The sequence below is a fragment of the Cellulophaga baltica 18 genome (assembly GCF_000468615.2).
Lineage (GTDB): Bacteria > Bacteroidota > Bacteroidia > Flavobacteriales > Flavobacteriaceae > Cellulophaga > Cellulophaga baltica.
The window spans coordinates 3306774-3321080 of record NZ_CP009976.1; the positions used below are offsets into that span (position 1 = coordinate 3306774).

13 protein-coding genes are annotated in these 14307 nt (G+C 35.0%); 4 read left to right on the plus strand and 9 right to left on the minus strand.

The features are described from left to right. Positions 1-5 precede the first annotated feature (5 nt). Positions 6-1130, plus strand: coding sequence for an efflux RND transporter periplasmic adaptor subunit (locus M666_RS14140; RefSeq protein ID WP_029446373.1), 1125 nt, complete (start codon positions 6-8; stop codon positions 1128-1130). 59 nt (positions 1131-1189) lie between these two features. On the opposite strand, the gene M666_RS14145 is transcribed toward M666_RS14140, so the two are convergent. From M666_RS14145 to M666_RS14160, 4 genes are all read right to left on the minus strand, one after another. Next, positions 1190-1399 (minus strand): YgaP family membrane protein, encoded by a 210-nt coding sequence (locus M666_RS14145; RefSeq protein WP_029446374.1) that lies wholly within the window; start codon positions 1397-1399, stop codon positions 1190-1192. 15 nt (positions 1400-1414) lie between these two features. Continuing rightward, a complete protein-coding gene (locus M666_RS14150; RefSeq protein WP_029446375.1) occupies positions 1415-4609 on the minus strand; it encodes an efflux RND transporter permease subunit in 3195 nt (1064 codons plus the stop codon). A gap of 139 nt (positions 4610-4748) precedes the next feature. Then, a complete protein-coding gene (locus M666_RS14155; RefSeq protein ID WP_029446376.1) occupies positions 4749-5825 on the minus strand; it encodes an efflux RND transporter periplasmic adaptor subunit in 1077 nt (358 codons plus the stop codon). 8 nt (positions 5826-5833) lie between these two features. Further along, the gene (locus tag M666_RS14160; protein ID WP_029446377.1) at positions 5834-7141 is read right to left on the minus strand and encodes a TolC family protein; all 1308 of its coding nucleotides are present in this window, start codon (positions 7139-7141) and stop codon (positions 5834-5836) included. Between the two features lie 233 nt (positions 7142-7374). Between M666_RS14160 and msrB the strand changes: the two genes are divergently transcribed. From msrB to msrA (M666_RS14175), 3 genes are read left to right on the plus strand one after another with little or no spacing between them, the layout of a single operon-like run. Continuing rightward, a complete protein-coding gene (msrB, locus tag M666_RS14165) occupies positions 7375-7830 on the plus strand; it encodes a peptide-methionine (R)-S-oxide reductase MsrB (protein WP_029446378.1) in 456 nt (151 codons plus the stop codon). Between the two features lie 12 nt (positions 7831-7842). Further along, positions 7843-8370: a peptide-methionine (S)-S-oxide reductase MsrA gene (msrA, locus tag M666_RS14170; RefSeq protein ID WP_039325835.1), complete on the plus strand. Its 528-nt coding sequence runs from the start codon at positions 7843-7845 to the stop codon at positions 8368-8370. A 12-nt stretch (positions 8371-8382) separates the two neighbouring features. After that, positions 8383-8874, plus strand: a complete 492-nt coding sequence (msrA, locus tag M666_RS14175; RefSeq protein WP_029664991.1) for a peptide-methionine (S)-S-oxide reductase MsrA — start codon at positions 8383-8385, stop codon at positions 8872-8874. 52 nt (positions 8875-8926) lie between these two features. Here the strand turns inward: msrA (M666_RS14175) and M666_RS14180 are convergent, their stop codons facing one another. The 5 genes from M666_RS14180 to M666_RS14200 all read right to left on the minus strand — a co-directional run bounded on the left by M666_RS14180 (position 8927) and on the right by M666_RS14200 (position 14279). Further along, on the minus strand, positions 8927-9340 hold the full coding sequence (locus M666_RS14180; protein ID WP_029446379.1) for a DoxX family protein: 414 nt from the start codon (positions 9338-9340) through the stop codon (positions 8927-8929). Between the two features lie 150 nt (positions 9341-9490). Beyond that, positions 9491-9844 carry a hypothetical protein gene (locus M666_RS14185; protein ID WP_024480678.1) on the minus strand — a complete coding sequence of 118 codons (354 nt, stop codon included), beginning with the start codon at positions 9842-9844 and terminating at the stop codon, positions 9491-9493. A 115-nt stretch (positions 9845-9959) separates the two neighbouring features. Then, a complete protein-coding gene (gene rpiA / locus M666_RS14190; RefSeq protein ID WP_029446380.1) occupies positions 9960-10649 on the minus strand; it encodes a ribose-5-phosphate isomerase RpiA in 690 nt (229 codons plus the stop codon). Between the two features lie 29 nt (positions 10650-10678). Then, positions 10679-11155, minus strand: a complete 477-nt coding sequence (locus M666_RS14195; protein ID WP_029446381.1) for a DUF305 domain-containing protein — start codon at positions 11153-11155, stop codon at positions 10679-10681. 622 nt (positions 11156-11777) lie between these two features. Continuing rightward, positions 11778-14279, minus strand: a complete 2502-nt coding sequence (locus M666_RS14200) for a heavy metal translocating P-type ATPase (protein WP_029446382.1) — start codon at positions 14277-14279, stop codon at positions 11778-11780. Positions 14280-14307 lie beyond the last annotated feature (28 nt).

The following is a 14307-nucleotide window of genomic DNA, read 5'->3' on the forward strand; positions in this document are numbered from 1 at the left end:
ATATCATGAAAAATATCACTTATATAAGTACTCTAGTCGTTGTTTTATTCTTTAGCTGTAAAGATGCAGAGAAGGAGACGGCAATAACAAATTTAACTTCTAACTATATAGAAATTACGGCAGATCAATTTGAAAAGAACAACTATGCATTAAGAGGCTTTAACGAAGAAGATTTTCCTAAGGTGGTAAATGCTACGGGTTTAATAGATGTTCCTCCAGAGAATAAAGCACGTGTAAGTGCTATTATGGGGGGATACATAAAATCGACCCCTTTGTTAATTGGTGATACCGTAAAAAAAGGACAAGTATTGGTAACCCTTGAGAATCCAGCATTTGTTACGCTCCAACAAGAATATATGGAACTGAATGAACAGTTGGTTTATTTGAAGTCTGAATATGATCGGCAGCAAACAATGATGGAAGAAAAAATTACATCGCAAAAGAGCTTTCTAAAAGCCGAAAGTGATTATAAAACAAGCCTTGCGCGCCAGCATGGGGTAAAGAAACAATTAGAAATGCTTCACATTAGTAGCTCTAAGGCTGCTAAGGGAATATTCACCTCCGTGGTTAGTATTCATGCGCCAATCACAGGAACAATATCTAAAACCTTTGTCTCTATGGGTACGTATGTTTCACCTGCCAGCCCTATTTTAGAAATCATCAATAACGATCATATTCATTTAGAACTCTCTGTATTTGAAAAAGATATATTAGCTATTAAAAAAGGACAGGAAATAGCCTTTAAAATTCCAGAAGCATCAGATCAAGTGTATTCCGGAGAAGTTTATCTTATGGGAAATACTATTGATGAAAATAGAACAATTAAAATTCATGGTCATATTGAAAATGAAACGGAATACAATTTTATTGCAGGAATGTTCGTAGATGCCAAAATAAGTACAAGTTCAGAAAAGCAACAGGCATTGCCTTCAGAAGCTATTGTTTCCGCCGATGACTTAAAGTATGTATTGGTTTTGGATAAGAAAGAAAACGGAGTCTATTATTTTTTGCAAAAGGAAGTAAAAACGATGGATAGTTATCGTGAAAATACTTCGATCATTAATAGCAAACAGTTTGCTAGTGATGCTCAATTTTTGGTAAAAGGGGCCTTCAGTTTAATTGGAGCTTAACTAGAAACGCTCGATAGTACAGCGTACTATCGAGCGTTTTAATTTTTCAGGAGGTTCGCCTAGCAAGAAGCACAAGAACTTCCATTATTTTTTATCCCCAACTTCTTTAAAATGGTTTCTAAAAGACACCATTTGGTGAAGGCAGACTGTATTAAGTTTACGCCAATAAATACAGTAAACCAAATCCAATTTTGACTCACATAGACAGTAAGTACAACACTTAATAATACCATAACACCTACAATAACTCTAAAATATGTATTTAACATTTTGATTCTTTTTAATTATTTATAATTCTTCTTTTCTATCATATAATACACCAAGGGTACAACCAACAAGGTTAATACTGTAGACACAATAGTTCCGCCCATTAAAGAGATAGCTAATCCTTGAAAAATTGGGTCAAATAAGATTACGAATGCTCCAATAACCACCGTTCCTGCCGTTAATAAAATTGGGGTTGTACGTACTGCTCCCGCTTCAATACAGGCTTGTTTTAGCGGCACACCTTCTGCCGTTCTTAGATTGATAAAGTCAATCAATAATACGGAGTTCCTAACCATAATTCCAGCTAAAGCAATCATACCAATAAACGACGTTGCCGTAAAAAATGCTCCCATAATCCAGTGTCCTAGTATAATTCCTATTAATGATAATGGTATCGCAACCATCATGACAATTGGTGCTTTAAAATTTTGGAACCATCCTACAATCAAAATGTATATTAAGATAATAGCTCCTAAAAAGGCAATACCTAAATCTCTAAATACCTCTAAAGTAATTTGCCATTCACCATCCCATTTTACCGTATAATTATCTTCAAAATCTGGCTGACCTAAATACATTTCGTTTAATTCGTAGCCTTTGGGTAACGGAATCTCTTTTAACTTTTCTTCCATTCCAAGAATAGCATACGCCGGACTTTCTAATTCCCCAGCCATATCGGCCATCACGTAAACCACACGCTTTTGGTTTTTACGATAAATACTTTTTGCTGCTATCGTTTCCGTAATAGTTACCAAATCTGCAATTGGTACCATAGTTCCTTGTTTGGATTTTATTTTTAATTGCGAAATATCAGTAATAGTAGATTTCTCTTTTTCATCTAAAGACAATATCAACCCAACTTGGTTAACAGCATCTTCATCATATAAATTAGTAATGGCTCTGTTTGACAATGCCATATTCATGGTGTACGCAATTTGTTGTGGTGCTACGCCATACAACATGGCTTTTTCTTTGTTAATATCAAATTTATATTCAGTTTGATCGGCTTCCACCATCCAATCAATATCTACTACATCATCGGTCTTTTTTAAGATCTCTTGAACGCCATTGGCAATTTTAATTTGCTCGTTATAATCAGGTCCATACACTTCTGCAACAATAGTTGACAATACTGGAGGTCCTGGAGGTACTTCTACCAATTTAATATTAGCGTTATACTTTGCTGCAATTTTCTGAATATCTGGACGCATTAATGTAGCAATACCATGACTTTGAATAGCACGTTCGCCTTTATCAATTAAATTCACCTGTATATCTGCCATATTACTTCCACCACGTAAATCGTAATGACGTACCAAACCGTTAAACGTAATGGGTGCAGAGGTACCCACGTAATTTTGATAATTAACTACTTCTGGTCGTGTCGATAAATATTGCGACACTTCTTGTGCTACAACTCCTGTGCGTTCCAATGTAGTACCTTCGGGCATATCAATAACCACCTGAAACTCATTTTTGTTATCAAATGGTAACATTTTTACAGCAACCGATTTTGTAAAAAATAAGACCATTGTTGCCATTAAAACCATAAAGGTTAATCCTAGAAACAACCAACGTTTGCTCTTACTTTCTAATAAAGGACGTTCAAACTTGTTGTAAACCTTATAAATAAGTGTGTCTTCCACTGCTTTTTCTGGTTTCTCTTCTGCGCCTTTTTTATCTTTTTCTCTTAAGAAAATATAGCCTAAATAAGGTGTAATGGTTAAGGCTACAAATAAGGATAAGATCATAGCAATAGATGCTCCAATTGGCATGGGCGCCATATAAGGCCCCATTAATCCAGACACAAAAGCCATAGGTAAAACTGAGGCTATAACTGTAAATGTTGCTAAAATAGTTGGATTCCCAACTTCATTAATCGCATATAAAGCTGCGTCTTTAAATGGTAAGCGCTTCATCTTAAAATGTCGGTGCATATTTTCGGCAATAATAATGGAGTCATCCACCACAATTCCTGTTACAAATACTAAAGCGAATAAGGTAATTCGGTTTAGCGTGTAATCCATCATATAATAGCTCAACAAGGTTAAGGCAAACGTAATTGGCACCGATAAAAACACGACCAATCCTCCACGCCATCCCATGGCTAGCATTACTACAAGTGTTACTGCAAAGATAGACCCAATAAGGTGCCACAGTAATTCTGATACTTTATGCGACGCTGTTTCACCATAATTTCTTGTGATTTCTACATGTACATCATCCGGAATTAAAGTACTCCGTAAATGGTCTACTTTATCAATAATCACATCAGCAATTTTCATAGCATCTGCACCTTTTCGCTTTGCAACCGAAATAGTTACTGCAGGATATTCCGACTTATAATCAGCCGATTTTATACTTCCTTTTCCGTAACCTAAACTCACATAGTTTTGTGGTACTTCTGGGCCATCAATAATTTTAGCGACTTGCTTTAAATAAATAGGTTGGTTTTGTTGTACACCAACTACCAAATTTTCTACATCAGTAACCGAAGCTAAAAAAGCACCTGTATTTACTAAAAACTCGGTGTCATTCTTATCAAAACTCCCAGCACTTAATTGGCTGTTATTGGCTTTAATCATTTCCGAAACCGACAAGAAATCCAAACCACTTGCGGCTAATTTTTCTTTATCTAAAACCACTCGTAATTGACGGTTTCTGCCGCCAATTTTATGTGTAACGGCTACATCATTTACTTTCTTAATTTCAGCTTCCAATTCTTGCCCCATCTGGTTTAACTGGTAATCGTCATAATTTTCACTCCACAACGTTAATCCTAACATGGGCACATCGTCAATTGCACGTGTTTTTACTAACGGAAACGTTACACCAGCTGGCATTTGGTCCATGTGCTTGTTAATTTCGTTGTATAATTTCACGAAACTACGCTCAATATCTTCGCCAACATAAAACTGTACGATGACCATTCCTTGCTCTTTCATCGACGTAGAATACACGTATTCTACCCCTTTAATATTCGAAATTAATTGCTCTAAAGGCTTGATCACACGCGACTCCACTTCCGTAGGACTGGCTCCGGGATACCCTACAAAAATATCTGCCATAGGCACATCAATTTGCGGTTCTTCTTCACGCGGAATTAAAAACGAACTATATACACCAACCACCATAAATACAATCATCAAAAGCACTGTAAGCTTTGATTGCATAAAGACTTTGGCAATTTTACCTGCGATTCCTTCTTTCATTTTGTTTTATATTTTGGGCGTTTTAACAGGCTATTCGTTGCAATCTTTTTACTTGTTCTCGTTACAAATTTGCTTAGGCAAATTCACTCGAACTGACGTAAAAAGGATTTCCACTGCTATCCTTAACGCAACATATTAGTTATTGAATTGTAATTTTGGCTCCGTTAAACAACTTGCCTTCAGCGGAAATAATGTATGCTTCATCTGCATTTAAACCAGATAATACTTCCACTTGATCTCCAAAAGTTCTACCTAAACGCAACCAACGTAATAATGCTGTATTGCTTTGGCTTACGGTATAGACTCCAGATAATTGTCCGTTTGTTACAATAGCATCAGTTGGTAGTAAAACCATGGATGATGTTGCTTTTCTTTCCACAGAAAATTGTACTGTGGTAAACATTCCTGATAAAATGTGAGCATCCGTATTGTCTAAAGCTATTTTTACTAAGTATTGTCCGCCTGTATTCTTGGCAGATGTACTTACTTCTGTAACTTTTCCTTTTATGGTTTTATTAATCGATTTAACCAAAACAGCAACAGCCGCTCCTTTTTTAATATCAGAAATTTCAGATTCAGGAACCATAGCCATCACTTCAAAATTCCCAGGGGTTTCTATACTTATTAATGATACTCCGGGATTTGCCATGTTACCGGCTTCTACATTCTTACTAGTGACTGTTCCGCTAAAAGGTGCCGTAATATTGCTGTAAGCAAACTGTGCGTTGATTTCGTTTTTCATTTGATTGGCAGCTTCTAAACGTGCCTTTGCCATTTCGTAATTTGCAGTCATATCATCCATCTCTTTTTGTGAAGCACTATTTTCTGCAAATAAATTTTTAAAACGGTTGTAATCTTTTTGAGCATTATTAAAAGCAGCATTTGCTTCTGTAATTCCTGCATTTACTTGTGCTCTTTTGGCTTGCAAATCGCTATTACTAATAGAAATTAATAATTGCCCTTTACGCACTTTATCTCCAACATTTACATGTACTTTATTAACGTATCCCATCATTCTAGTGCTTAAATCTGCACTATTAGTGGCTTGGATTTTTCCGCTTGCAGATAAAAAAGGACTATTCGCATTTGTTGCAACTTGACTCACTTCTACATTAATTGCAGGTGAATTATCGACAATTGTTTTTTTGTCTTCACCACCACAACTCACTATTAATAGCATTACAGAAAGTGTTAGAATTGTATATATGTTTTTCATCTTAAAAATTATTCTTTAGTTAAAAATTGTATGTAGGCCTGTGTGTAATTGTACTCAAAAATAGTTTGGTAATATTCTAATTGTTTTTGTGCATATTGTGTTTCGGCTAATAGTAAATCGGACGTTTTTTCTAAGCCTTCCTTGAATCTGTTGGTTTTAATTCTCAAAGCCTCTTCAGATTGTTGTAAAGCCAAAGTTGTTAATTTTAACTTATTGTCAGCATCTATAAATGCACGTTTTGCTTTGCTTAATTCTAAATTGCTTTGTGATATATATTGTTTGTATTCTAGCTTCGATTTTTCAAATTCGGCCTTACTTTTTTGAGCTTTTCCAAAACGTTTGGATCCTTGAAAAATATCCCAACTTAATTCTGCTCCAAATAGGTATCCATTGGCATCGCCTTGAAAAATTTGATCATCATACATTTGATAATTTGCAAACGCATTTAAACGGGGTAAAAATGCCATTTTGTCTGCTTTATTCATCGCTTCATAAGCATTGGTTGCCAATTGCATTGCTTTGATATCAGCACGTTGATCAGAGATTTTTTCATTCTTCTCCGCTTCAGTTATAAGGCTTAGCTCATCAGCTGGAGTGTACAGTACATAGCGTTCATCATTCATTAAAAAAGATAGATAATTTGATGCGTTTTGTACGTTACTTTTTGCGTTTTGTAATTGATTTTGAACTTCAGTAACACGTACTTCTACATTTAAAACATCTGCACGTTGCAGGTAGCCTTGTTTAAAACTATCGTCAGCTAATTTTTTATTAGCAATTGCTGCCTCTGAGGCCTTCTCTAAAACCAGAACTGCTTTGTAAGCTAATTGTAATTGCATGTATGCTTTGTCTACTTCAAACACTAAATACTCTTGAGTACGCTGTGTTTTTAAAGACATTGCATCCATTTTAGATTTGGCAGCTTTACGTTGAAATAGACCGTCTAAATTGAATAAAGGTTGCTGAATCTCAAATTTTGTAGCGTAATTTTCTATTTGAGAAGGATCATTTAAGGAGACAGGATCAAAATCATTCTGAGTTAAAATTTCCTGATTTAATTTAGAACCAAAAGCCATTAACGGATTGGTAGTTGCTATTCCTGTATGACTTGCTGTAATATTAGGCAGAAATACTGCATTTGTTTGTCTGTAATCTGCTCTAGCAGCATTAAATTCTTCTGTAGAAATCTTAATACTTGTGTTATGCGCTGCGACTTTTGACAATACTACAGATTTTTTAATGGGCACAATTTCTTGAGCACTAACCAATAAACCGGTAAGGAATAAAAAGAAACTTATATAGGTATGTTTTTTCATCAATCTATGATTTGTTATTGCAAATTTACTTTTTGTCTTAGGGCTGGTCAGTAACATTGGTTACACTGCATAGAATAGTGAAGTAATAATTCTTTTAATTTTATAGTGTTTATAAACTTGTATGTTTTGGCTTTCTTTTCCGACTAATTTTTCTAGTTTTAAAGTTCTTGTGCCTAAAGCTTTTAAAGTATATTTAGGCAAAAAATTGAATTAGTTAAAAAAGGAAAATTGTTATGTTAACATGGAAAGATATTATCTCGTTTGCTACTAAGGGAAACCCTGAGCCAGATAAGCGGGTAGAAAAGTCTGAAGAAGAATGGAAAGCACAATTAACTCCAGAACAATATAGAGTTATGCGTAAAAAGGGAACAGAAGCACCACATACGGGAGCGCTTTGTACTAGCTATGAGGCGGGGCAATATAATTGTGCTGGATGTGATACACCTCTTTTTGATTCTACCATTAAATTTGAATCTGGAACTGGTTGGCCTAGTTTTACACAACCTATTAAGGAGAATGCCATTAAGTATATAAAAGATACAACTTTTGGAATGGTTCGGGTTGAAGTATTATGTAATACATGCGATTCACATTTGGGACACATTTTTCCTGATGGCCCTGAACCAAGCGGTTTACGCTATTGCGTAAATTCAGAATCTATGGTATTAGATACCAATGTTGCCAATTAAGACTAAAGCGTCATGTCAAAAATAGAAACAGCTACATTTGGTGGTGGTTGCTTTTGGTGTTTAGAGGCCGTTTTTAAAGCGATACCTGATATTATGGAAGTCGTATCGGGATATGCTGGAGGTAATTGTCCCGGAATACCTACGTATAGAGAAGTGTGCTCTGGTAAAACTGGTCACGCCGAAGTAATTCAAGTAAATTTTGATGCAACACGTATAACGTATAGCGATGTTCTTAGGTTATTTATGAATAATCATAATCCTACCTTAGATACCTATTTGAAAGGCGATTATGGCTCACAATATCGTTCTATAGTCCTGTATCATTCTAAAGAACAACAAGAAATTGCGTTAGACGTAATACAAGAAACAGATATTGAGTTGGCTAAAAATGTCCGGACAGAATTATCTGAATTATCTGATTTTTTTAAAGCAGAAGAATACCATCAAGACTATTTTAATAAAAATAAGGAGGCTGCTTATTGTCGTAGGATCATAGCGCCCAAAATAGAGAAGTTAAAAAATAATTTATACAAAACATAGAAGATAAAATTTATGAGTGCATTAAAAAAAGCATATATCGCCGGTGGATGTTTTTGGGGAATGGAAGATTTGTTTAGAGTACGCCCGGGCATAAAAGATACGGAGGTTGGTTATATTGGAGGGGAAAATGAAAATCCTACCTACCATAATCATACAAGCCACGCAGAAGGAATAGAACTTACCTATGACCCTACAGAAACATCATTTAAAGAAATATTAGATTACTTTTTTAGAATACATAATCCAACAACGGTAAATCAGCAAGGAAATGACCGTGGTGCTAGTTATAGATCAACGATATTTATTCAAAATGAAGAAGAGAAAGCTATCGCTGAAGAGGTTATTGCTATTGTAAATGCATCAGGACGGTGGGAAGGAGATGCCGTAACTACATTAGAACCATATACCACCTTTTGGTTAGCAGAACCAGAACATCAAGATTATTTATTAAGAAGGCCTAATGGATATACCTGCCATTTTGAGCGTTTTGATACATTTTTATAAAAATAAAAGCCGACAATAAACTTGTCGGCTTTTAAATTTATGAAGCACATTATTAACTCACTTTTTTTAATACAGTTTGATTACTTTTTAGTTTTTTTTTATTCTTTTTCTTTTCTTTAATTTTTTTATACATGACATAGTTAATAAGTAGCAATATGCTACAAGCTACGGCTGTGGCACCATTCCCATCTTTAGCCAGTAAGTGTGCAATTATTCCAAATACAAGATTCATAAAGAAGCCTGCATAAGCCCACTCACGGATCCAATTAGTTCTGTTTAAGATTAAAATACTGATACCTATTACTTGGGCAGTTCCAATTACTTGAACTAAATAAGCAGGGTATCCTAATTTTATGATTTTTAGAACAATAGCATCGTAATTAATAGCGCTGTTGAGCACTGCTCCTAGCATAGCCAAGGAGAAAATTACCAAAGAAATAACATAGTAGGTTTTTAGATTTTTCATGGGTTTAAGTTTTTAATTATTACCTTGAAATTAATTAAAGTAAACCCTTAAAATCTTTAAAACATGTTGAAATACAGATAGCTACAGTTTATTAGCCCGTATGTATCGATAAAAACCCTCTTATGGATATTGATTCTCGATGGCGATCGTTTATTGTTGATTATTTTCTTTGAATTTGGAATATATCCATTGTTTCTCTCTAAGGGAGAAATTCTTTTGTTCAAACCAATCGTAGGCAGCTATTTTTTCATTCTCTATTTGAGCATTGCGTATAGCTTGTAAAGAGACCAAGTGCCAATGTGTTCCTCGCTGCCTAGCAACCGAGTAGCCTATATCTTCTGTGATAAAGGATATTTTTGGCTCGTTGTACAAACGAGTACCATTCTTTAGTATGGCCAAAGTCTTTGTAAGTTTAACGACTTCTGAAAATGAATACCGAATGAAATCATCGAAACCATCTTGTTTTGTATTGTAAACTTTATCCCCAACCTTTAATTTATCCATGTCTTATCTAAAGTTTGCAAAAATAAGACGAACATCGTTTTTAGACTAGGGTAGCAGATTGTTACTTATTAACAAATAGTTATATACTTGGCATGTAGTAGGTTAGGGAGTAGTGTTATTTAATTTTATTTTTCTCGAATGTAAATACTTTAGAGCCCTTTCCCATTAATACTAAGTCAGTTGTCGTTAAAAAAAAGCCAGTTTCTACTATTCCGGGGGTAGTCATTAATTCTTGATTTAATTGTTCTAAATTGTAATAAGATTCAATATTTAGATCTAAAATATAGTTATTTTCATCTGTAGTGAAAGCAACTGTACCTTGTTTTCGGAGTACAGGCTCTAGACCTCTTTTTTGTAGTTGTGCTGCAATTTGTTGGGTAGCAAATGGTATCGTTTCTATGGGAAGTTTAAACTTACCTAAACGGTTTACTTGTTTACTAGCATCAGTAATTATTATATTGTATTCAGAATTTGAGGCTATTATTTTTTCTCGTAATAGGGCGCCACCGCCGCCTTTTATAAGTTGTAAATAGGGGTCAAACTCATCTGCACCATCAATAGTTAAATCTATTTTTTTAACATCATCCAAAGATAAAATTGCAATGCCATTTTCTTGAGCCATTTTCTCTGTGGCCTTAGAAGTTGGTACTCCATATAAGGTTAATCCTTCTTTCTTAATTCGATCTCCTAAATGACGAATCATATAAGCTGCTGTAGAACCAGTTCCTAAGCCAATGGTCATATTATTCTTTACTAATTTTACAGCAGCAATAGCTGCTAATTCTTTTTCGGAAATTTTGTTCATTATTTTAAGTTAACATGATTTACAATAGCTTAATTCTCTTCTAAACGTTTTATCATAGCTTTCATTTCTATTATTTCTTTTTTCTGAGCTTCAATTATTTCTTTGGAAAGTTTCTTTACTTCTGGATCTTTTATATGAGCTCTTTCACTGGTTAAAATAGCGATGGAATGATGTGGTATCATGGCTTTTAACCATAATAAATCTCCAACTATAGGTTGTTGTTTTCTCACTAAAGTTAAGGCAGATATAAATAATAAAAGACTAGTTAATATGATAGCTATATTTTTTTGCTTGTTTTTGTACATTGATCGCATGGCTATAAACATGATAATTGCCATTGTAGAAATTCCTAAACAGCTCATGTAAAAACGCGTTAAACTAAAATATACGTGATCTATAGAATAGGTGTTAAGGTACATTGTTATATACATTGCGATGAATGATGCTATCAGCATCAAAACAAATTTAGTATACACATTTCTTTTTTTCTTATCTGTTGAATTCATGCGTTATTATTTAAATTAGTGTGTTGTTATTTTCTGAATACTTTTAAAGTTTGTAAGCCAAAGTTGGCATCCGCTTAATACTGCAACTAATTGTAAAGAAGCAAAGGCTTTTAAGACTATAGTATAGAAAAAATTGCCTTCTAACTAATTCTAGGTATGTGCAATCCAAAGAACCCGAACGAACACCAATTCTTATGGTGAATGGTTTGATAAGTTCCCTCTCTTCTAAAGCATAATCTGTGATGCGTTTTATAACATAAGGGGAAAAAAGAGCAACCTTTTTATGCACTAGGAGTATCAACTTCGGTAATCTGATCAATGAGGATCATATTTAAAGTGGACTACATATTTTTAGCTACAGCAATGAATTTAATTTTAGCCTATATCATGTATTCATTGTGTTAACCAAAAATAGTGTTCTTTAGGAGTTTCTTTTAATTCTAAAGAATTGTTTTTTAATTCATTCTGATAGCATCTTAAAGTGTTAAATTGTTAAAAGCTAAGGGGCTATTAACTTCATTGCAAGAATGGTCTCCATAAATTTCATCCAAATTAGTTCAAATAAAAAGCCCAAAATAACGATATGCTAAACCACTATATTGGGCTATTTTTCTTTTATGTATTAGGAGTCTATTTTTACGCTTTTTAATCGTAAGGCATTGGCTATAACCGATACAGAACTAAAACTCATGGCTAAGGCCGCGATCATTGGAGATAATAACATACCAAAAAACGGAAATAATACGCCTGCAGCAATGGGTATACCTACGGTATTATAGATTAATGCGAAAAATAAATTTTGCTTAATATTTTTCATAACAGCTTCACTCAAGCTTCTTGCTTTCACAATACCATGAAGGTCACCTTTTACGAGCGTAATCATAGCACTTTCAATAGCAACGTCAGTACCAGTACCCATCGCAATACCTACGTTACTTTGGGCTAGGGCGGGAGCATCGTTAATTCCGTCTCCAGCCATGGCAACAATGTGTCCTTGATCTTGCAGTTTTTTTACCTCATTTAATTTATCTTCAGGTAACATTCCTGCTTTGAAATCTGCTAAATGTAACTCTTTGGCAACAGCTGCTGCAGTTTCCTGATTATCCCCTGTAAGCATAATTACAGCAATACCTTTATCTTGTAAAGCTTTAATGGCTTTGGCGCTTGTAGCTTTTATTTTATCTCTTATAACAACAAAACCAACCACCACGGTACCAATAGATACATAAGATACTGTTTTGCCTTTTTTTTGATAAGAAATCACTTTTTCTACAATCTCTTGTTGCATGTTGACACCCGCATAGGTCATCATTTTTTCGTTTCCTAGGGCTACTTTTTGGTTGTCAATTACGCCCTCTACGCCTTTACCCGTGACAGCATTAAATTTGTCCACTTTTAAAGCTTCAATATGCTGTTCTTTACCATATTTCAAAGTTGCGGCAGCTAGTGGGTGTTCGCTCAAACTATTGAGGCTTACAATATATTTTAATAGCTCATCTTCAGAAAAATCACTTGTAACGCCAATATTTTCCACAGTTGGTTTTCCTTCGGTAATAGTTCCTGTTTTATCTATAATTAGGGTATCTACCGTATTCATCACTTCTAAAGCTTCAGCATTTTTAATTAGAACACCATTTTTAGCTCCGGTACCTACACCTACCATGATAGACATGGGAGTTGCTAGGCCTAATGCGCAGGGACAAGCAATAATTAACACCGCTATAGCATTTACTAGCGCAAAAACATATGCTGGCTCTGGCCCCCAAATAGCCCAAACTACAAACGTGATTATAGAAATGAGTACCACAACAGGAACAAAATAACCAGAAACCTTATCGGCCAAATTTTGAATAGGAGCACGGCTACGGCTTGCATCATTAACCATTTTCACAATTTGTGATAATAGTGTCTCATTCCCCACTTTTTCTGCAACCATCAAGAAAGACTGGTTCCCATTAATGGTACCACTATTTACTTTATCGGCTATCGTTTTGCTTACAGGAACTGGCTCTCCCGAAATCATAGATTCATCTACCGTAGTTTGTCCTTCAGTAATGGCGCCATCTACCGGAATTTTTTCTCCTGGCTTAACCCGTAGAACATCTCCTTTTGTAATTTTATCTATCGAGACCTCATGATCTTGCCCATTGACGACTAAGATTGCTTTGTTAGGAGCTAATTTTAAAAGTTCTTTTACAGCGGTATTAGTCTGGCTGTGTGCTCTAGCTTCTAAAACTTGGCCCATTAAAACTAAGGTAAGTATCACGGACGCCGCTTCAAAGTAAACGTGAACCGCTCCGGATGTTGTTTTAAATTGTTCAGGAAAAAAATCAGGAAATAACATCCCAAAGAAACTAAATAGCCAAGCAACCCCTGCACCGATACCAATTAAGGTAAACATATTTAAATTCCATGTTTTGATACTTCTATAAGCTCTTTGAAAGAACATCCATGTTGCATAAAATACAACAGGTATAGAAAGGATAAATTGTACCCAATTCCACCATTTTTGCTCCATGAGGTCATACAGTGGGTTATTCGGAATCATTTCGCTCATCGCAATGATAAAGATGGGAAGTGTGAAGCCAAAAGCCAACCAGAATTTTTTCAAGAGTTTTTTATATGATTTTTCTTCTGCAGAAAGATCTGGCTGCATAGGAACAAGATCCATTCCGCAAATAGGACAACTTCCTGGTTCATCCCTAATAACTTCTGGGTGCATAGGGCATGTCCATTGTTCACTATTAGAAACATTCAAATTCTGTTCTTCAACGAGATCCATTCCACAAACAGGGCAGTCGCCATGCTCATCATAGGTTTTATCTCCTTCACAATGCATCGGACAATAAAATGTACCCGTACCTTGTTGTGTTGTTTTTTTTGTGTTTGTTTCCTTAGGATGCTGGTGTTCCCCAGGAATATGTATACTATAATGTCCGCCATCTGCCGCTAAGGCTTTTTGAAAAATTTCTATAGGAATATGAGCATCCATCACAATGGTGGCTTCTGCCTTGTCTAAATCAACAGAGGCTTTAGTTACACCGCTAACTTTAGAAAGTGTTTGCTCTACATGAGTTCTACAACCGTTACAGGTCATTCCGTGAATATGATACGTGTGTTCCATCTACATCAATTTTAGGATGTAAAATTAA

What these genes read in the sequence shown, in the direction of transcription:
- M666_RS14185 (WP_024480678.1), bottom strand. Translation starts at nt 9,844, where the DNA reads ATGGATAAATTAAAGGTTGGGGATAAAGTTTACAATACAAAACAAGAT.
- M666_RS14155 (WP_029446376.1), bottom strand. Translation starts at nt 5,825, where the DNA reads ATGAAAAACATATATACAATTCTAACACTTTCTGTAATGCTATTAATA.
- M666_RS14150 (WP_029446375.1), bottom strand. Translation starts at nt 4,609, where the DNA reads ATGAAAGAAGGAATCGCAGGTAAAATTGCCAAAGTCTTTATGCAATCA.
- M666_RS14195 (WP_029446381.1), bottom strand. Translation starts at nt 11,155, where the DNA reads ATGAATTCAACAGATAAGAAAAAAAGAAATGTGTATACTAAATTTGTT.
- rpiA (WP_029446380.1), bottom strand. Translation starts at nt 10,649, where the DNA reads ATGAACAAAATTTCCGAAAAAGAATTAGCAGCTATTGCTGCTGTAAAA.
- msrB (WP_029446378.1), top strand. Translation starts at nt 7,375, where the DNA reads ATGTTAACATGGAAAGATATTATCTCGTTTGCTACTAAGGGAAACCCT.
- M666_RS14180 (WP_029446379.1), bottom strand. Translation starts at nt 9,340, where the DNA reads ATGAAAAATCTAAAAACCTACTATGTTATTTCTTTGGTAATTTTCTCC.
- M666_RS14145 (WP_029446374.1), bottom strand. Translation starts at nt 1,399, where the DNA reads ATGTTAAATACATATTTTAGAGTTATTGTAGGTGTTATGGTATTATTA.
- msrA (WP_039325835.1), top strand. Translation starts at nt 7,843, where the DNA reads ATGTCAAAAATAGAAACAGCTACATTTGGTGGTGGTTGCTTTTGGTGT.
- msrA (WP_029664991.1), top strand. Translation starts at nt 8,383, where the DNA reads ATGAGTGCATTAAAAAAAGCATATATCGCCGGTGGATGTTTTTGGGGA.
- M666_RS14200 (WP_029446382.1), bottom strand. Translation starts at nt 14,279, where the DNA reads ATGGAACACACGTATCATATTCACGGAATGACCTGTAACGGTTGTAGA.
- M666_RS14140 (WP_029446373.1), top strand. Translation starts at nt 6, where the DNA reads ATGAAAAATATCACTTATATAAGTACTCTAGTCGTTGTTTTATTCTTT.
- M666_RS14160 (WP_029446377.1), bottom strand. Translation starts at nt 7,141, where the DNA reads ATGAAAAAACATACCTATATAAGTTTCTTTTTATTCCTTACCGGTTTA.